Consider the following 17,301-nt stretch of genomic DNA (forward strand, 5'->3'; position numbering starts at 1 on the left):
ATGTTACAGCAAAATTCAATATACACAAGCCATAGCGTTTTTTTGCTTCAAACAGCCAATTTACCCAATTCTTTTTGTCTTTCCGGAATTTTAATAAAAATTCCCTTTTGTGGCATCGATGGGTAATATGCCAGATGCAATTTGGGATATAATGTCTATTAGCACGAGCCATTTTTCTTAAAGTGTTTTTTTTGGGGCTTAAAACGTTAATCTAAGCTGATTTTAACGGCATTTTTTTTAAATTTGTTTTATATTCTCAATATATTAACTTGGTCCGACCGTATACCAGTATACCAATGGGCTGATTGCCTGGGACCGGTTAACGTGACAACCGGATATTTTGCTGCCATGTATAAAAGGTGTTTTTCCAGATCTCTTTTGATGTGTGACATGTTTGTTTCCCATGTTTAAAAAGAATAATGATAAACATATATCATTATTGGACAAACTGAAACTTCAAAATTCAATTTGTCCGTTTTTTCAGGTTCCGGGGAAGGTCAATGCCGGCCACGGCAAGACCCTGTTTTTTTCGGCAGACCAGGAAGCTGGGATTGGATAATTCTTATTTGCCCCGTTTGACATTTGTCAAGTATTGGATTACAATCCAATAATAATAGATAATAATAGGATTACACTCAAATGATTGACAATTTTATAGCCACATACAAACGGCTGCTTGAAAATACCCGGTATAAAAATCATCGTTACATTTATAAACAATTTAACATGGTCAACCGCCTGACAGGATTAATCGGGCCAAGGGGAACAGGCAAGACAACTTTATTGCTGCAATTTATCAATGAAAAAATTGACAATAAAGATGACTGTATTTATGTCTCAATTGACAATCTATATTTTTCAAACCATTTATTAATCGATTTTGTTGCTGAACTATATGATGATTATGGTGTGCGCTATTATTTTTTTGATGAAATACATAAATATCCGAACTGGAATCAGGAATTAAAAAACATATATGATTCATACCCGGATATCAAAGTTGTATTTTCCGGCAGTTCAAGCATCAACCTGATAAAGGGGACATATGACCTGTCAAGAAGGGGAGTGCTTTACCGGATCTGTGGGATGTCATTCAGAGAATATTTGTTGTTCAATGGCACCGCCGATGTTGAACCGGTTACCTTGAATGAAATCCTGAACAACAGGAGTGAAATAGAAAAAAAAACCACCGGCATAAAGAAAATAAAAGGGCATTTTAAGAAATACCTGGGTAAAGGGTTCTACCCATTTTATCTGGAAGATGAAACAACATATCACCAGAAAATTATCAGGATAATTCAAAAAACAATTTATGAAGATATCTCTGATTTTTACCGGTTAAAAACAGCAAATTTATCCAGTTTTAAAAGAATACTGTCATATCTGGCAACCATTCCACCTGGAGAATTGAATAAAAACAGCATTTCTAAAAATATCGGTTTGGATAATCGAACCATTCGAAACTATTTAAATATATTACAGGAAACAGGCCTGATAGAGCTCATAGGGAAAAATAAATCAGGGGCTAATATGTTAAGGTCGACAGAAAAAATATATTTAGATAATCCTGATCTCTATCAATCCATCAGTGAAGAAATTGGGCATGCATCAAAAATTGGAACGATTCGGGAGATATTTTTTATTAAAATGATTAAGAATGCCGGGTATAAGATTCATTATAGCAAAACAAGTGATTTTGAAGTCGATCAAACGATCTTTGAAGTTGGTGGGAAAAACAAAACAAAAAAGCAGATAAAACACAATCTGGACAATGCCTGGCTGGTCAAGGATGATATCCTTTATGGCAGTAAACATGAAATACCATTATACCTGTTCGGGTTTTTATATTGATTCCAGGAGGCCCAGGGCCTAATGTTTGGTGGACTTCGATGGTTATGCCGATTAATTTACCGATTATTGGATTTTTTCTCATGATGTTTATCCAATTCTTTTTGTTTATCCGGACTTTTAATAAAAATTCCCTTTTGTGGCACTGATGGGTAATGGGCCAGATGCAATTTGGGATATAAGTCTATTCGCACGGGGCATTTTTCTTAAAGTGGTGTTTTTGGGGCTGAAAACGTTAATCTAAGCCGATTTTAACGGCATGTTTTTAAAATTTGTTCTATATTTTTAATGTATTAACTTGGTCCGACAAGTATACCCGAGTATACCCGACAAACAAGTATACCCGACAAGTATACCTGAAGTATACCTTGCAAGTATACCTTATGAGACCCCCCATTCGCCATTATGAAAGAATCGTTTTAAATTTTTTCTTTCCTTTGATTCGATAGATTGTAAAATCTCTATCAATGGTGGCGATGGTATAGATGTCGAGTTTTTCTGCTATATACACAAGACAAGAATCAGCAAAATCCATTGGTAAATCACGATATTTTTCAGTTAACGATTTTAATCGTTTAAAATCGATATTTTGGATATTGTGTATTTCAACCGCACCTCTGCTTACCCACTCCAGAAAATCAATCTGAGCATTTCGATTAAAATCCAGCAAATGAAGCGTTTCTGTTATTGAAGCAAGGGTCGTAATTAAAGGATCTTTGTTGATTTTTATAAAATTAACAGATTCTTCATGATACTTGTCTGATGCATCGAATAAAGCGATCAATGGTCCCGAATCAATTAAAATCTTTTTCATCCCCTTTTGGCCTTTATTTTATCCTTAACGATTTCTTTTCGATCAGAAGACAAATTGTGATAACCTGATGAATACTTTCCAAAAAGGTCCTGTCCTGCCTCCCATGCATTTTGTTTCCCAAGTTTTCTTAGATATTCAAGGATACTTTTTCGGATTAAATCAGATTTTGTAAGGCCAAGATTCTTTGCTGTATTGGTTATCGTTTGCTCTAAATCTGGATCGAGTCTTAATGTAATCATTTTTGTCACCTCCGTAATACGAATTGTAATACGTTGATATTGTGATGTCAAATGGTTGATTAAAATAATCGCGGTGCTTACCGGCAACCTGTTTACTGTCCAAAGGTTCAAGGCCGCCATGCTCACGGAAAATTTGTTTTGATCGATTTCTCATAAGTGTTTTCCGGACATCTTGTCATCCTTTGTTGATATGTGGATTCTGTCCCCGGGTTTCAGGGAAAAATGGTCTTGTAGTGACGGATTAGCGGGGTGTTTTATAAAGATCATCGTGGTCAAGAATACGTAATAGTTTAAGTTTGGACGACCAATCAGGAGAGCCGGTTGTCAGGAAAGCCTCCGGCTCAAATGAAACTCTACACCTTTTGTCCACACGGGCAGACCATGCAGTCGGATCATTCATAATGCGCTCAATTCTCAAGCCGGGATGACGGGGATTCTCTTCTAAGAAATTTATGGTTTTCGCAATTTTTTTTAATAATGATTTTTGATGTCTAAATTTTTCCAAATCAGAAATAAATTTTTTATTTGGAATCAATTTCGGCATTGTTGCGTTCCTTTTCAAACCAATCCGGGAGTTTGTCTGTTTCCGAGTCCCTGGCTTCCTTTAATTTTAATAGACCGGAATCATTTAGTCTTATTGTTCGATAAAATTCAACAGGGTAAAGATAAATTGCGCCATCAGCGTCCACTGAAAGTTCAAGATGGCTGCCGGGTTTAATCCCAAGATCTTTTCTTATTGAAACAGGCAAACTGATGCTTCCTCTTTTATCCATCGTTACAATCATAATTATTTCCTTTCTATTGATAGATTGTATTTGGACCATAGACATGAAAACAATATAATCTCATTATGACGTTTTGTCAATATGTCAATTTATGATGATGTTTTCAAGAGGCACTCATGGCCCATGATATCGGTCCTGGTCTATAGCGCTCACAAAAATTGAGACACCTCTGCTCACTTAAATTCAGACACCACGATGCCTTAACTTCAAAAGTACAGACACCATTTCATAAAAGGAATTCGGTAAAATAAATGGCGTGGTAAGGGCTAAAAAAAGGCCCTGTATCCCTGAAAATTTTTTCATTCGTTTCAGCGTTTTTTTGCTTCAAACAGCCAATTTCCCCAATTCTTAAAGGACACAAAATTCGTTTCCAAAAAATTGACATTAAAACGTCATGACGTTATACTGCTAAAATAAAAAATTTAGAGGTGAAATTATGGCACCATTATCAAAACGTTCAACCATCTATTTAGATCCAGTCCTTCATCAGGCATTACGACTAAAATCTCTTGAAACATCGCGCTCTATGTCAGAGATAATCAATGAAGCACTGAGAGAAGCTCTTGCTGAGGATGCTGAAGACCTTTCTGCCTTTGATGAAAGAGCTGATGAGTCCTTGATCAGCTACGAGCAAATGGTTAAGAGGCTTAAAAAAGATGGCCGCATATAAAATTTTTTTCAAATCTTCGGTTTGGAAAGATTTTAAATCAATACCGGATAAGGATTTAACAAAAATTCTTACCTGTATCGAATCTCTCGGTAATAACCCACGTCAATCCGGGTGTAAAAAACTAAGCGGCCAGGAAAAATATCGTTTGAGATATGGCAGATATCGCATTGTCTACTCCATACAAGATGACCAGCTTTCCATTTGGATTGTCAAAGTTGGGCATCGTAAAAATATATATAGCTGAAGCGAATGGCAGCCATGGCGTTTTTTTTGCCTCAAACAGCCAGTTTCCCCAATTCTTTTTGTTTTTCCGGAATTTTAATAAACATTCCCTTTTGTGGCACCGATGGGTAATGTGCCAGATGCAATTTGGGATATATTATCTATTAGCACGGGCCATTTTTCTTAAAGTGGTGTTTTTGGGGCTAAAAACGTTAATCTAAGCCGATTTTAACGGCGTTTTTTTGTAAATTTGTTATATATTTTCAATAGATTAACTTGGTCCGACAGGGATACATTCAGGGATACATTCCTACAGGGATACATTCCTGAAAAATTCAGGCAAAGAACCGGGGATACTGTAAAGGTTATTATTTTAAGTGAGCAAAAAGCCAGGCAAACGGATATTATTGATGAGTTGTTGTTAACTCCTGTTAAATCAAAACAGTTTTCGCCTCTGTTGAGAGAAGAAATCTATGAGCGCTTTTAAAATAGACCTGGAAGCGACATATTTCATCGATACAAATATTTGGCTTTATGCATTTATACAAGGTCGCTTTAGATTGCGATGCAAATTATTTGATATCTGAAGATATGCAGAATGGCTTTCTTCTTGAAGACCGACTGAAGATAGTAAACCCATTTACATCAATTAGGCCCAGGGTTTGAAAAAGTGGTGTTTAGTGAGAGTGGAGCCGCTGTTCACTCGATCAAAAATATCGAGTTTTGCGCGACCAGGTGCTTTCTCGTCTATAAAATAAAGGATTAAATTTGTCCGCCTGATCTCTTTGAAAATCAGGATCAAGAATATATAGTTCTTCATCAATCTCCTCAATTACCTGACGGATGGTGAGTTAACTGGTGCGAATGAGAATGTCATCCAACGGATAATCGGCTAAGTCCAGCTCTTGTGCGTCTATTTCAACATCTTCCGGTTCTTTAACGGTTTCCTTCTGCATGGTGCGTCCTTTTAACTTTTAGGTCTTACTTTTTCTAACATTTTGTCCAAAAAATGTCACCATTCTTAATTGCAGGCGAACATCCATTAACAGGTATCATGTTTTTACGACAGATAAATCACATCATGGGTGCTGACATCCTTGATCGAGGCGTTGAAATCCGTTAGACTTTACCAAACCTTGTGGAATTTTAAAATAGAGAACCCGGCGTTGTGAAGGGAAAGGGGGTCAGGCTTTTGTTATTGCAGGCTGAATCTTTTATCAGGCCCCATGCTTTTGATCACAGCCTGAAAAGTTAGGGGAACAGCAGTCGGTAAAAGCGTCAATAACGCAAGCCTGACCCCCATGAAATCGTGACTTTCATCGGATTAACTTGACAAAAACCATCCGCCTATCCTATAAATTACTTATTTGCTGGCACAAACACAATTTGCTGTCATAAAGGAAACAGATTCATGAAATTTCATCATATCCCTGCCAATCAGAAAGGGTTTTCGCTGATCACCATTGTCCTCCTTTTCACGATACTGGGAGTCATGACCGCCGGGGGGGTCATGTTGAGCCTTAAACTCCAGACGGCAGCAAAGAACAACAAAACTGTCGACAAGATGACCATCATTCGTGATGCCCTGCAACAATATTACAGGGGGCATCAAGAAGACTTCCCCACCATCCTAACGACCCACTTGCTCCCTTCCGACCCGAATAACCGAATCCCAGTGGATGCCCTCAAACTGGAACAACACTTCCGGTACGATGCCTGGGGACAATTTTTTCATTACGATCCCGGTGTTGTCACAGATATCACCGATGTCCGTGTTAATGACAACGGTAATAACAAATATGTAGGAGCTGTAATCATCAGCTCGGGGTCTGACCAGATCCGCCAGTCGGTGAATATTCCTCCCTATTCAACCCAGGGAGATGATATCCTTGTTCCGGTAAATTTAAGGGAACTAGGCATTGAAATAAGTCTCACGGAAATGCGGGTTCTCCAGAAAAAACTCAGGGCACTCGCTTTGAGGTGTATCAGCCCGTCACCACCCATCACAGATGTTATCACAGATATTGTCATTCCGTTTGCACTGGGTGATGAGTTCATACAGGATGCCTGGCTTCAGCAGTATATCATCAGCGACTCAGAAATACGGTCATCCGGGCCAGACGGACCATACGGGGACCCTTCTAACTCCGATGATCTTGTCCTGTCCAGCCTGACGGTCACCTGCCCCGGCGGCCTGCCCCAGACCTCTTCCATCATAGTAAACGGCCGATTCAACGAGGTGAATCAGAATTCGCCGCAGCCGGATATGGGCAGTTATATCGTAAACGGACAGATTGTTGGCGGCGCTAACCGGTCGGCAGTGGATAAACCGCCTGGGGGGGGTACTTACTCCTTGATATTAGATGGTTCTAACAATTATGTCAGACTTAACAGCCTTCCTATTCTCGACCCTGGGACAGGTGGTTATGCTATCAGCATCTGGATAAATGTTGACGTAGCTTCCAACGGAATAAGGCCGATTTATGGAACCAGGTCATCCGATTCAACCACAATAGAATTTTTTGTAGATGGCGACCCTGCTCTTGGCAAAGTTCTTGTTTTCAGAGTAGAGGATCCTTCTGGAAATTATGTTGAGGCCAGAAGCAATGCCACTTTATCCACTGGATCTTGGCACCATGTTGTTGCAGTGTGGGAGAGTTCATCCCAGGTTATTAAACTTTATCATCAGGGCGCCCCGTATCCAGCAACCCTGATGCCAGGTTCACCAGGTCCAGTCGGTAACCTTGAAAGCGATGAACACTATTGGATCGGACGGGACGGCTCAGGCAATAATTTCTTCGGTTTGATCGATGAAATCTTAATCTACAACGTGGCCATCTCCGACGCGGACGTTGCAGCAATCTTTGCCACCTACTGATATATGCGGGCAATATCGACTTTAGATTCTACACTGTAAACTAAAACAGAAATCAAGATGAATATTTTTAAGGAGCAATCGAGAAAGTTGAGAATTATCAGAATGCGACATAATAATCATCTGGCTGGGATAACCAACCAGGAAGCCCTGAGTCAAATGGCCCCAGGGGTGGCATTCATCTTGACTTTTTACAGGGGGGTTGCTAACTTAACCCCTATGAATAATAGGAATAACTCCCATGCCTTTGCGGGCACAATAAATATTAGTAAAGTTATGAGTTGTGAGTTATGAGTATTGGGAGGAGCTAAATTGACATTTTTTTCTCACTACTCAAAACTCATATCGCACGACTCATATATAAACCCATGGATCAAAACGGAGACACGCAAATGACACGGTATAAATCACTGGACAATAATGGCTTCACTCTCCTTGAGCTTCTCATTGTGATCTCGATCATCGGGATCATCTCCTATTTTGCTATTAGCATTACCTCTTCCATGAAGGCCACGGGTAATATTGCCACCACCAAAACCAACATGGAAATCATTGCAAAAAAGGCCCGGGAGTTCTATCGGGGGCATGAATATCTTCCCCCGGCCACCAGCGATTTTGTTGTTGCGACTGTCAATGTCGGTGTACCCGTGGGAGACAGCGCCCTCAATCTGGAACCCAAATTCCGGCTGGATGCCTGGGGGCGCTATTTGATATACGATGGCAACGTTAATAATCCTGGAAGTACCGTCTGGAACGGCATTGACCGGGATGGCATCGAAGGCAGGCTTACCAGTTACGGCCCTGACCAAGTCGCAGGCGGCGGAGATGACATTACCCTGAATATCAATGTGTCTGAAGAGGCTGTTGAAATTGCCATCGCGGAATTAAAGGTCTTACAAACAAAAGTGCATGCCTTTGATGCGCTTTATGAAGGTATGGAAAATGGAGGAAATCCTTCAATTGTGGATGATCCTGATCCTTGGTTTGGTGACTTGTCATGTATTTTAGCTTTACCTTATACAAAAGGGGCTGGTTGTCCTCCAATTTCAGGATTAAGAAATGACCCGAATTGCGGAGGACCGACATTGGATCAGATTGATACCTGTATTAATATAAATGATGATAATTATGACTGTTCCTTTATCGATCCTCTTGATCCGTCAATTGATCCGATCAGTGCTATAAGTACCATACTCAATGTTTACAATCTGTCCACCCAATACAGAAATGATCCATGGAACAACGAATACCAATGGGGATGGTCAAACCTAGCGGTTATTGCTGGTGCTCAAGGCCCTCCCTATCCAAGCGACAATCCAAGGTTTCATAAATTTTTCTCCATGGGCCCCGATGGACTAACTTCAGAAGTGGGAGTGGGCAATGATGATCATGATGGGGACGGTATAAATGACGATGACGATGATATCATACCATAGCTATTAATTTAAAAGTAATGTCATATGATAGCAGGGTCATTCCGAAAGACCCTGGGGTAAAACCCTGTCCAGAATCTTTTGCACCTGGTTCCTCTTAAAACGTGCAAAGATGAAATGGGATTTTCGATAATTTGTTTCCCATTCGGTTTTTCGTGGTAGGCCAGGCCCCAGTTTTACGATTACTCTGGCTTGCGGTAAAACCATTGCAATGAGGTCTTCTATTGACACACTGGTCATAAAAGTATTACCCGGTATTCTCCAGGACAAGCTTGAACCCTATTTATTTTGAACCCTGTCATCCCTTGGACGGGACGCGGCGGACTTAAAAGGGCTGTCCGGGAAGTGACGAGTAACCTGCCAAACTAAAAGTTTTTCTGCAAGAAAGATGTGAAATCCCAGTACAATTCTATTGAACATTGCACCTTGATGATGAAACTGTATGAATATGCTGATGACAGGATAATCATGGCTATGTCTGGCAGTTTCTGCGCCAGTGAGTTTACCATGGCATTGCAAGGGCTTCGTCGCTGTCTCTCCTGCTGGAAACTTTTTGTCTCATGAGTTTTGATAACAGTATGTTTCAAGGTAGCAGGAAGTTGTAAGCAGATTGTTTGGAAAAGGTAAAGTTAGTAGGGCAGAACCGAGTGAAACAGTAATGCCCTACACTGGGACACAAAGGTGCTAAAATTTTATGACGTCTTTTTTCTGCTCACTCCGGCTACACCAAGAAGACCAAGGCCAAACAAAATTACGGTGGCTGGCTCAGGCACAGCGGCGGCTGGATCAGGATCAGGTACAGGTTGTGGAGAAATAACTGATATATTGTCTAATAACAATGCAGACCTTAGAGAGTCATCGGTGCCTAATGATCCGAAAGTTAAAAATCCGGTTATGGCGCTGGAGAAGGTCTTTGTATAAGGGGTCCATGTTCCATCGCCGACGGACGCAATATTTGTCCCGATGGCTAATTGTACGTTAGGTTCACCTGTAACATATAGCCAAGCGTTGTCTGGATTTTGACCACCATTATTTATCCATGCGTAATCAAATGACAATTTTGTACCGGCGTTCCAATCAATCGCCTGTGATATGGTTACTGTTTCCATGAGTCCTGCGTAATACGTGAGATTGGTGGGGGTATACTTTTGTGACTGGGTGCCTATCGTCCATGCATCATTTGAATCGTATAGTTGTGCAGTCCCTCCGTTTGCAGCAGTTATGGTCCATTCGTCCATGGCCGGTGTATCTTCGAAACTTGGGTTTTGGATTATGGTGGAAGCCCCAGCACTTCCAGTCAAACCCCATGTTAGTAATAAGACAATCAATAATAATAACAACTTCTTCATGTTTTCCTCCTTGTAGTTTAAATAGATAATTCGCCTATGTTGCTAACTCTATATTGAATGCATAGATTGTGCCAAGATGAACTAAATATTTAGGCTCAAGCTTGGCTGATTTCAGGTATATTGGCGTTGCGGTAACTGAGGGCAAAGACATCATGAACTTTATACATGGTATCTTTATGGGACGTCAGCAGGGAAAATCTTTTAGAAGTTGTAAAAATAAATAGTATGACGGAAAATTATTAAGGGGATAAAATTAATGGTTTTTTTATTATGAGGAGTTGAGTAAAAAAGGTTATAAAAAAGGAAATAAATGTAATGCTTTTGGAAAAACATTTTCCAGGGTCACTCACCCACCATACCAAGCTCCCGAATATAACCCATAGCCTTTCGCATCTCCTCGAGCCGGGTCTCAGCTCTCAGATACCCCTTCCAAGTATCAATGGCCCGGGTCACCATGCCCTTTTGTTCATAGAGAATGGCCAGGTTGTAGTGGGCCTCCTTAAAGTAGGGGCTGATGGCCAGGGCCTTCTGGTACAGGGTAATGGCCCGGTCCGGGTGTCCTATTTGCCCGGATATCAGGGCCAGGTTGTAATTGGCCTCGGGAGAATCCGGGAATCGGCGCACCACGGTGCTGAAGCGGGTGGCGGCAAGGGCCAGGTCCCCCCGGTCCAGGGCCTGGATTCCCTGGTCAAAAAAAGCTGACACCTGGGGCAGGGTTAAAAGGGGTTGTTTTTTTTCATAAAAATCATAGTACCAGAGCACCTTTTGTATATACTGTTGGGTCTCCTTGAACGGCGGGACCCCATTGTATTGATCCACCCGGCCCGGTCCGGCATTATAGGCGGCCATGGCCAGGGTGACGTCCTTGAACCGGTCAAAGAGCCACCGGAAATACCGGGTGCCGGCCCGGATGTTTTCCCTGACATCAAAGGGGTCTTTGACGTTGTAATCCTTGCACACCCCGGGCATGAGCTGCATCAATCCTTTGGCGCCCCTGGACGAAACAGCCATGGGATCAAAATTGGATTCAGTCTTGATGATGGCCATGACCAGGTTCCAGGGCACGTTTGCTTCCCGGGCCATGGCCTGGATCATGTCCAGGTGATGAAGGCCGGTTCCCACGAGTTTTTTAAAGGTCCGGGGTGTCTTGAACGTGGTCAAGAGCAGGTGGTAGGTGTCATCCGGGGGGGTGTCGGTGATGTGCACGTTGCCGTGTTCATCCTCAACGCTGTACAGGGCGGCCATTGCCGTGACCCCGGACAGGATGAAAACAAGGATTCCTATCCCTAAGAGTGCAATGAAAAAATTTCGATCCTTTTGTTTAGCCATGGGTTGTTTTTACACTTTTTTTAGTGAATCCTTTCAAGGTTGCCAGGATAACCGGAAGACCGATCCAGGGTCAAGGGATAACAGCAAGACCCTGGATTTTTTTATTATATTGATATTCACTATTCGCTATTCGGTATTTGGGGGACATATTTGGGGGACACCTTACTGAATTCAATTGCTGCGGTTTGGATAGAGACAGCAAATCCCCGGCTCAAGGCCGAAGATATTCTATTCGGGAGACACCTTACTGAATTCAGTTGCTTTGGTTTGGATAGAGACAGCAACTCTCCGGCTCAAGGCCGGGGCAGAATATAAAATTAATTGTGAGATCGTTAGAGGAATAATAATCTATATCGTTAATTAAGTAAAGTGTCACCAGAACATCCAGTATTTTTGGGGTCAAACTATTAAAATTTTATGTCCAATCATATCGGATTCTTAAATCATTATGCCATTCATTTTTAATGTATTTTTCATGTTGAAGACGTCCAACAACAATACCAGGCGGTATTTGGACCTCATTCGCGAATTGAATAATATTGTCTTTGTAAAAATTTCCTTCCTTTATAAACAATTCAAACTTAGATGATGGTATAAGCGTCTCTGCTGCGTATTGATCGGCTTCGTCTTCTTTTTCATCCCTTGCTGATTCGGTGCTATCCGTTTCAAGAAATACGGAATTACAATCATGTAACAATATATGACCGAGTTCATGAAACAGGCTAAACCAAAAAATATCTGCCCATTTGCCCCGTATGGTCATCATAATAACAGCTTTATTTTTCCCGAGCCAGAATGTTGCACCCTGAACAAAAGTTCCAGGTAGATGTGGGCATAAAACCAATACAACCCCTGAGTCTGCTAATTTTTGACGCAGTTCATCCTGAAACTTATCTGGTTCACGTGCAGTTAAAGATCTTATCTCTTGAATAGATTTTTTAAATCTGTTTTTATCAAACGCTGGTAAGAACTGTTTTTGAGCCTTTAGTTCTCCTATCCTCAACCATGAGGTGATAGCTTCAGATGATGCCTTTTGTTTTTTACCTCCTCCGAATCTAAATGCAGTCTGATAACGAGGCAAGTTGTAAATAGTTTTTAATGCCGTTACGCCAAAGAATTTATGTAATTCTAAAATTTTATCAGTTGGACGAGTTCTCTTTTTTATGATATTTAATTTGACCAAATCGGCGTAACGAAATTTGGTAACAAGCTTGATCTCCTCTTTAAGTCTTTTTTGCTCGAGAATTTCGTTCTGTCGTGCCAAAGTAAGTCGATAATCAGCTTCTAGACCCGTCCAAATATGTGCCGGTACTCCGACAACCTTTTCCAACTGAAGTGCAGTGTCTGGAGTAATTGCCTTAGCCCCCTTGAAAATAGCACTTAGTTTTGGAGCAGGGCGATTCATCCTTTGTGCAAGTTCATTCTTGCTTATACCCAGTTCTTCAATAATTTCTTCAAGGTATTCACCTGGCGGAACCGGGAGATCAGAACAAATAATTTCTTTAGTCTCCATAATGCTTACTCACCTCCTCAATACACACAATTTCCATTTGGTTTCCATCAAGGTTAAAAATCAATCTATAAAAACCCGTTAGTTTGAGAGCGTATTGCCCTTGTCGTCCTCCTTTTAGAGGATGGCAACGTAATCCCGGTAACAGTAGAAGTTCATCAATATCAAAAACATTTTTTATAATGTTTACCCGTTGAATATATTTGCGGGCAACGGTTAAACCATATGCTTTTGTAGCACTCTTGAAACTTGTATATTCTTTTTTTAATTTCCGCGTCCGAAAAATAACATCCAATTAGCTAATCCCAAACAGATTTAATTTACCCTTAAGGTAAAATATAAAATGAAAAAAGTGTGTTGTCAATAAATAATTTCTATTCGGGGGACACCTTACTGAATTCAGTTGCTTTCGGTATTCGGGGGACACCTTACTGAATTCAGTTGCTTCGGTTTGGATAGAGACAGCAACTCCCCGGCTCAAGGCCGGGGCAGAATATAAAATTAATTGTGAGATCGTTAGAGGAATAATAATCTATATCGTTAATTAAGTAAGGTGTCACCAGAACAAAGGTGTCACCAGAACATAGAAATGTTGAGGCCGCAGAGGGTTTTTTATGCTTTTGTAAGAGCTTGTTGTATTTTTTCTTTTAAAGAAGGTAAATCTTCTTGAATGGTTTTCCATAACACTTCATTATCAAGGCCAAAATATTCATGAATAAGAATATTTCGCATTCCTTTCATTTTATACCAAGGGACATCGGAAAATTGTTTCTGAATGTGATCAGGTGTGTTGGCAGCCGCTTCTCCTATTATTTCAAGATTTCTGACAACCGCATCAATCGTTTTCTGGTCTTTCACCCAGTGGGCATAATTTAAGCTTAGAGTATATTCGAAGATTCTATCTAATGCTTCGGCAATATCTTCCAAACGAAATTTCCAATCTCTATATGACATGCACAGCTTCCTTAATAATTTTATCACGGAGTTGTTTTTTTAATGCATTTTCAGTTACCAAGTCAACAGGACGGTTCACAATGGATTCGAGATATTGTTTTAAATCAAGAAAGCCAAAAAGACCGGGGGAGGTTTGATATCGAACCAGGATATCGACATCGCTGCTTGGGGTTGCAGTACCTTTTAAGACTGATCCAAAAACTGCTAGGTACTGCACAGAGAACCTTTTTTTAATTTCCTCTTTGTGCACATCAAACAATTCAATGAAATGCTTGTCTATTGCTGCCATAATTTTTTCTCCAGTGTTTGCCGTCTGGCTTCTCGGCATTGCGGTTTATATCATTTCTAAAGCTTCCCGTCTGCCTTTCTAATCTCAAAAGGGGCCAATTCATATAGTGGCATATTCATGACTTAAATACCTTCCTTGATACAAATCAATTGCATTATAATAGACTGTCCTCATAATATCAATTTGTTTCCTATTGTATTCGGGGGACATCAGTTGCTTTGTTTTGGATAGAGACAGCAACTCCCCGGCTCAAGGCCGGGGCAGAATATAAAATTAATTGTGAGATCGTTAGAGGCATAATAATCTTTATCGTTAATTAAGTAAGGTGTCACCAGAACATCACCAGAACAACACCAGAACAACACCAGAACAACCTATATTGTCTGTTCCGATAGTCGTTTCACAGCTTCTATAATGGGTAGTGCCAGTGTTTTGCCTTTGTTAAGGGGTATGATTCGATTCCCTGGATAAATTATCCATTCTTTTTTGGGTTTTAAATTTTTACATCCTTCGTAGAAACCTCGGCCGGGTCGTGGGGTTAATCCAGCTTTTATTTCAATAGCGATTTCCACCTGGCCACCAGAAATGAGCAGCAAATCGATTTCACTGCCGCCACTTGTTTGCCAGAACCCCAGTTCCCAACCCAGAGGAAGGCAGGATGCCATTTGCTCAATGACGAGGATTTCCCATGAATTTCCCCTTACGGGGTGACCTAAAAGTTGTTCTCTGTTTTTCAGACCAAGCAAGGCATGCAGCAGACCGGTATCCCGGATATATACCTTGGGGGATTTAATCAGTCTTTTACCCAGGTTTTTATGAAATGGCTGCAGCCGTCGTACCAAAAGCGTCTGTTGAATGGCATCCAGGTAGCGACCGGCTGTGGTTGCCCCTATGTCAAGGCTTCTGGCGAGTTGTGCTTTGTTCCAGGGTTGCCCATGGTTGTGGGCAAGCATCTGCATGAAACGCCACATTCTTTCCGGGGGCAGATTAAAACCGAGTAAACCTAAATCCCGCTCCACCACATCTCGCAGATAATGTATTCGCCATTGCAGGCTTGTGGAAGCGGTATCCGCTATAAAGGAAGGGGGAAAGCCGCCCCGAACCCACAACTCATCGAGGCGGGTTGCCCTGGGATTTATTTCAGATAATAAAAAAGGGGTTAATTCCAGTGTGATGATACGTCCAGCAAGACTTTCTGCACTTTGACGCCGCAGATCAGGTGAGGCTGATCCAAGCAGCAGAAACCTCCCCGGTTTTCGATTTTGGTCCACCAATACTCGGATTGCCGGGAAAAGTCCTGGCATGCGCTGGGCCTCATCTATTATGATCAATTTGTTATGATATTGCTCCAAAGCAAAAATAGGGTCTTCGAGAGCAAATTGATCAGCCGGGTTTTCAAGATCGAAAAAATGGACTGCCCGGTCCTTGATGAATTGGCGTGCAAGAGTTGTTTTCCCACACTGCCGGGGACCAATTATCGCGGTGACGGGCGATTGAGTTAAGGTTTTTTCAATTGTTTTGTATAACTTTCTTGGTATCATACTTGTAAAATATCACATGATGTGGTTGAAATGCAAGCTTATATTCCGGGGACATCTTATTAAATTCCGTATATTCCGGGGACATCTTATTCAATTCAGTTGCTTTGGTTTGGATAGAGACAGCAACTCCCAGGCTCAAGACCGGTGCAGAATATAAAATTAATTGTGAGATCGTTAGAGGAATAATAATTTTTATTGTTAATTAAGTAAGGTGTCACCAGAACATTTCACTGATAAGCTGAATCATGATCAGGATGTAACGACAACAGGCGTAGCCATGAGTCGTCACGATATGCTATTCCCCGAAATCCCTTGCCGATTCGAAAACTGTAAAGTTTGTTACCGCCCGGGCCTTTTTGTGATAGAATAACTTCCCATTTTAGACCATAATCTAAATATACCTGTTGCCATGTCATATCTGCCAATTTTCGCAAAGTATTGAGGGTTTTGTGCTGATCACTTTTGGACAGCTTGAAAAGTAAGCGTTTATTCGGGGGACACCTTACTGAATTCGGTTGCTTCGGTTTGGATAGAGACAGCAACTCCCCGGTTCAAGGCCGCAGAACACTTGATCTATGCGGGAAGCTTTAGGGTGTTTTGTATAATCGGTATAATCGTTTTTAAATCAGCTGCTTCGGCTTGTTTTACCCGATACAAATCCCATCGAAGCTGTAAATTGATCCAAAAATCTTCTGACATTTCAAAAAGTTTTGCCAATCGTAATGCTGTGCTGGGTGTTACGCCACGTCTTTTGTTTACAATTTCATTAACCCGTTGATAGGGGACATGTATGGCTTTTGCCAATTGTTTTTGCGTCATACCCATTGGAATTAGAAATTCTTCGAGAAGCATTTCCCCAGGATGGGTCGGTTCTCTGTCCGTTGGTATTCGTATCATAGTCACCTCTATATTGTTAATGGTAGTCAGCTATTTCTACCTGATTTGCGCATCCGTCTTTCCAAATAAAACAAATTCTATATTGGTTGTTTATTCGGATACTATGTTCCATCTTTCTATCTCCAGATAATGATTTAAATTGATTGCCTGGTGGAACCCGTAATTCTTCTAATTCAATGATAGAGTCAATTTGATCTAATTTTCTGGCCGCGATTCTCCAAAGGTTTTTAGGACAAGTTTTTCTGGCATCTTTTGTATTTTTACCATTAAAGATATCCTCCGTTCCCTTATCCAAAAATGAATTTATCATAAAAACATGATAGCACGGTACCCATGCTATTTCAATACTGTCGTCAATATAACAGCAATTTTTGTATTCGGTGTATTCGGTGTATTCATATTCCGGGGACATCTTATTCAATTCAGTTGCTTTGGTTTGGATAGAGACAACAACTCCCAGGCTCAAGGCCGGGGCAGAATATAAAATTAATTGTGCGATCGTTAGAGGCATAATAATCTTTATCGTTAATTAAGTAAGGTGTCACC

18 protein-coding genes are annotated in these 17,301 nt (G+C 40.9%); 5 read left to right on the top strand and 13 right to left on the bottom strand.

Features of this window, described 5'->3' with window-relative positions; genetic code table 11:
• Positions 1-639 precede the first annotated feature (639 nt).
• Positions 640-1,851, top strand: a complete 1,212-nt coding sequence (locus tag Q1Q15_RS11075) for an AAA family ATPase (protein WP_300459625.1) — start codon at positions 640-642, stop codon at positions 1,849-1,851.
• Positions 1,852-2,251: 400 nt separating this feature from the next.
• Here Q1Q15_RS11075 and Q1Q15_RS11080 read toward each other — a convergent pair whose 3' ends face one another.
• The 4 genes from Q1Q15_RS11080 to Q1Q15_RS11095 form a co-directional block, all read right to left on the bottom strand.
• On the bottom strand, positions 2,252-2,662 hold the full coding sequence (locus tag Q1Q15_RS11080) for a PIN domain-containing protein (protein WP_300459627.1): 411 nt from the start codon (positions 2,660-2,662) through the stop codon (positions 2,252-2,254).
• Complete coding sequence (locus Q1Q15_RS11085) at positions 2,659-2,901, bottom strand: ribbon-helix-helix protein, CopG family (RefSeq protein ID WP_300459630.1); 243 nt, start codon at positions 2,899-2,901, stop codon at positions 2,659-2,661. The genes Q1Q15_RS11080 and Q1Q15_RS11085 overlap by 4 nt, the downstream gene beginning before the upstream one ends.
• Positions 2,902-3,142: 241 nt before the next feature.
• The gene (locus tag Q1Q15_RS11090) at positions 3,143-3,445 is read right to left on the bottom strand and encodes a hypothetical protein (protein WP_300459632.1); all 303 of its coding nucleotides are present in this window, start codon (positions 3,443-3,445) and stop codon (positions 3,143-3,145) included.
• Positions 3,423-3,686, bottom strand: a complete 264-nt coding sequence (locus tag Q1Q15_RS11095; RefSeq protein WP_300459634.1) for an AbrB/MazE/SpoVT family DNA-binding domain-containing protein — start codon at positions 3,684-3,686, stop codon at positions 3,423-3,425. Before Q1Q15_RS11095 ends, Q1Q15_RS11090 begins: the two co-directional genes overlap by 23 nt.
• A 436-nt stretch (positions 3,687-4,122) precedes the next feature.
• Between Q1Q15_RS11095 and Q1Q15_RS11100 the strand changes: the two genes are divergently transcribed.
• The 4 genes from Q1Q15_RS11100 to Q1Q15_RS11115 all read left to right on the top strand — a co-directional run bounded on the left by Q1Q15_RS11100 (position 4,123) and on the right by Q1Q15_RS11115 (position 8,889).
• Complete coding sequence (locus Q1Q15_RS11100; RefSeq protein ID WP_300459637.1) at positions 4,123-4,356, top strand: CopG family transcriptional regulator; 234 nt, start codon at positions 4,123-4,125, stop codon at positions 4,354-4,356.
• The gene (locus Q1Q15_RS11105) at positions 4,343-4,600 is read left to right on the top strand and encodes a type II toxin-antitoxin system RelE/ParE family toxin (protein ID WP_300459639.1); all 258 of its coding nucleotides are present in this window, start codon (positions 4,343-4,345) and stop codon (positions 4,598-4,600) included. Before Q1Q15_RS11100 ends, Q1Q15_RS11105 begins: the two co-directional genes overlap by 14 nt.
• Positions 4,601-5,989: 1,389 nt before the next feature.
• Positions 5,990-7,456 carry a LamG-like jellyroll fold domain-containing protein gene (locus Q1Q15_RS11110; RefSeq protein WP_300459641.1) on the top strand — a complete coding sequence of 489 codons (1,467 nt, stop codon included), beginning with the start codon at positions 5,990-5,992 and terminating at the stop codon, positions 7,454-7,456.
• Positions 7,457-7,845: 389 nt separating this feature from the next.
• Positions 7,846-8,889 (top strand): prepilin-type N-terminal cleavage/methylation domain-containing protein, encoded by a 1,044-nt coding sequence (locus Q1Q15_RS11115; RefSeq protein ID WP_300459644.1) that lies wholly within the window; start codon positions 7,846-7,848, stop codon positions 8,887-8,889.
• 689 nt (positions 8,890-9,578) lie between these two features.
• On the opposite strand, the gene Q1Q15_RS11120 is transcribed toward Q1Q15_RS11115, so the two are convergent.
• The 9 genes from Q1Q15_RS11120 to Q1Q15_RS11160 all read right to left on the bottom strand — a co-directional run bounded on the left by Q1Q15_RS11120 (position 9,579) and on the right by Q1Q15_RS11160 (position 17,266).
• Positions 9,579-10,235 (bottom strand): PEP-CTERM sorting domain-containing protein, encoded by a 657-nt coding sequence (locus tag Q1Q15_RS11120; protein WP_300459647.1) that lies wholly within the window; start codon positions 10,233-10,235, stop codon positions 9,579-9,581.
• Between the two features lie 342 nt (positions 10,236-10,577).
• Positions 10,578-11,564: a transglycosylase SLT domain-containing protein gene (locus Q1Q15_RS11125; RefSeq protein WP_300459650.1), complete on the bottom strand. Its 987-nt coding sequence runs from the start codon at positions 11,562-11,564 to the stop codon at positions 10,578-10,580.
• Positions 11,565-11,979: 415 nt separating this feature from the next.
• On the bottom strand, positions 11,980-13,077 hold the full coding sequence (locus Q1Q15_RS11130; RefSeq protein WP_300459653.1) for a HigA family addiction module antitoxin: 1,098 nt from the start codon (positions 13,075-13,077) through the stop codon (positions 11,980-11,982).
• On the bottom strand, positions 13,067-13,369 hold the full coding sequence (locus tag Q1Q15_RS11135; RefSeq protein ID WP_300459655.1) for a type II toxin-antitoxin system RelE/ParE family toxin: 303 nt from the start codon (positions 13,367-13,369) through the stop codon (positions 13,067-13,069). The genes Q1Q15_RS11130 and Q1Q15_RS11135 overlap by 11 nt, the downstream gene beginning before the upstream one ends.
• 317 nt (positions 13,370-13,686) lie before the next feature.
• Positions 13,687-14,028: a DUF86 domain-containing protein gene (locus Q1Q15_RS11140; RefSeq protein WP_300459657.1), complete on the bottom strand. Its 342-nt coding sequence runs from the start codon at positions 14,026-14,028 to the stop codon at positions 13,687-13,689.
• Entirely contained in the window at positions 14,018-14,317 is a 300-nt protein-coding gene (locus Q1Q15_RS11145; RefSeq protein ID WP_300459659.1) for a nucleotidyltransferase family protein, read from the bottom strand. The genes Q1Q15_RS11140 and Q1Q15_RS11145 overlap by 11 nt, the downstream gene beginning before the upstream one ends.
• A 374-nt stretch (positions 14,318-14,691) precedes the next feature.
• Positions 14,692-15,858, bottom strand: coding sequence for an ATP-binding protein (locus Q1Q15_RS11150; RefSeq protein ID WP_300459662.1), 1,167 nt, complete (start codon positions 15,856-15,858; stop codon positions 14,692-14,694).
• A gap of 573 nt (positions 15,859-16,431) precedes the next feature.
• Positions 16,432-16,755, bottom strand: coding sequence for a HigA family addiction module antitoxin (locus Q1Q15_RS11155; protein WP_300459665.1), 324 nt, complete (start codon positions 16,753-16,755; stop codon positions 16,432-16,434).
• 16 nt (positions 16,756-16,771) lie between these two features.
• Positions 16,772-17,266, bottom strand: coding sequence for a type II toxin-antitoxin system RelE/ParE family toxin (locus tag Q1Q15_RS11160; RefSeq protein ID WP_300459668.1), 495 nt, complete (start codon positions 17,264-17,266; stop codon positions 16,772-16,774).
• Positions 17,267-17,301: the final 35 nt, after the last annotated feature.

The organism is Desulfobacula sp. (assembly GCF_030145145.1).
Taxonomy (GTDB): Bacteria; Desulfobacterota; Desulfobacteria; order Desulfobacterales; family Desulfobacteraceae; genus Desulfobacula.

What these genes read in the sequence shown, in the direction of transcription:
- Q1Q15_RS11075 (WP_300459625.1), top strand. Translation starts at nt 640, where the DNA reads ATGATTGACAATTTTATAGCCACATACAAACGGCTGCTTGAAAATACC.
- Q1Q15_RS11080 (WP_300459627.1), bottom strand. Translation starts at nt 2,662, where the DNA reads ATGAAAAAGATTTTAATTGATTCGGGACCATTGATCGCTTTATTCGAT.
- Q1Q15_RS11085 (WP_300459630.1), bottom strand. Translation starts at nt 2,901, where the DNA reads ATGATTACATTAAGACTCGATCCAGATTTAGAGCAAACGATAACCAAT.
- Q1Q15_RS11090 (WP_300459632.1), bottom strand. Translation starts at nt 3,445, where the DNA reads ATGCCGAAATTGATTCCAAATAAAAAATTTATTTCTGATTTGGAAAAA.
- Q1Q15_RS11095 (WP_300459634.1), bottom strand. Translation starts at nt 3,686, where the DNA reads ATGATTGTAACGATGGATAAAAGAGGAAGCATCAGTTTGCCTGTTTCA.
- Q1Q15_RS11100 (WP_300459637.1), top strand. Translation starts at nt 4,123, where the DNA reads ATGGCACCATTATCAAAACGTTCAACCATCTATTTAGATCCAGTCCTT.
- Q1Q15_RS11105 (WP_300459639.1), top strand. Translation starts at nt 4,343, where the DNA reads ATGGCCGCATATAAAATTTTTTTCAAATCTTCGGTTTGGAAAGATTTT.
- Q1Q15_RS11110 (WP_300459641.1), top strand. Translation starts at nt 5,990, where the DNA reads ATGAAATTTCATCATATCCCTGCCAATCAGAAAGGGTTTTCGCTGATC.
- Q1Q15_RS11115 (WP_300459644.1), top strand. Translation starts at nt 7,846, where the DNA reads ATGACACGGTATAAATCACTGGACAATAATGGCTTCACTCTCCTTGAG.
- Q1Q15_RS11120 (WP_300459647.1), bottom strand. Translation starts at nt 10,235, where the DNA reads ATGAAGAAGTTGTTATTATTATTGATTGTCTTATTACTAACATGGGGT.
- Q1Q15_RS11125 (WP_300459650.1), bottom strand. Translation starts at nt 11,564, where the DNA reads ATGGCTAAACAAAAGGATCGAAATTTTTTCATTGCACTCTTAGGGATA.
- Q1Q15_RS11130 (WP_300459653.1), bottom strand. Translation starts at nt 13,077, where the DNA reads ATGGAGACTAAAGAAATTATTTGTTCTGATCTCCCGGTTCCGCCAGGT.
- Q1Q15_RS11140 (WP_300459657.1), bottom strand. Translation starts at nt 14,028, where the DNA reads ATGTCATATAGAGATTGGAAATTTCGTTTGGAAGATATTGCCGAAGCA.
- Q1Q15_RS11145 (WP_300459659.1), bottom strand. Translation starts at nt 14,317, where the DNA reads ATGGCAGCAATAGACAAGCATTTCATTGAATTGTTTGATGTGCACAAA.
- Q1Q15_RS11150 (WP_300459662.1), bottom strand. Translation starts at nt 15,858, where the DNA reads ATGATACCAAGAAAGTTATACAAAACAATTGAAAAAACCTTAACTCAA.
- Q1Q15_RS11155 (WP_300459665.1), bottom strand. Translation starts at nt 16,755, where the DNA reads ATGATACGAATACCAACGGACAGAGAACCGACCCATCCTGGGGAAATG.
- Q1Q15_RS11160 (WP_300459668.1), bottom strand. Translation starts at nt 17,266, where the DNA reads ATGCCTCTAACGATCGCACAATTAATTTTATATTCTGCCCCGGCCTTG.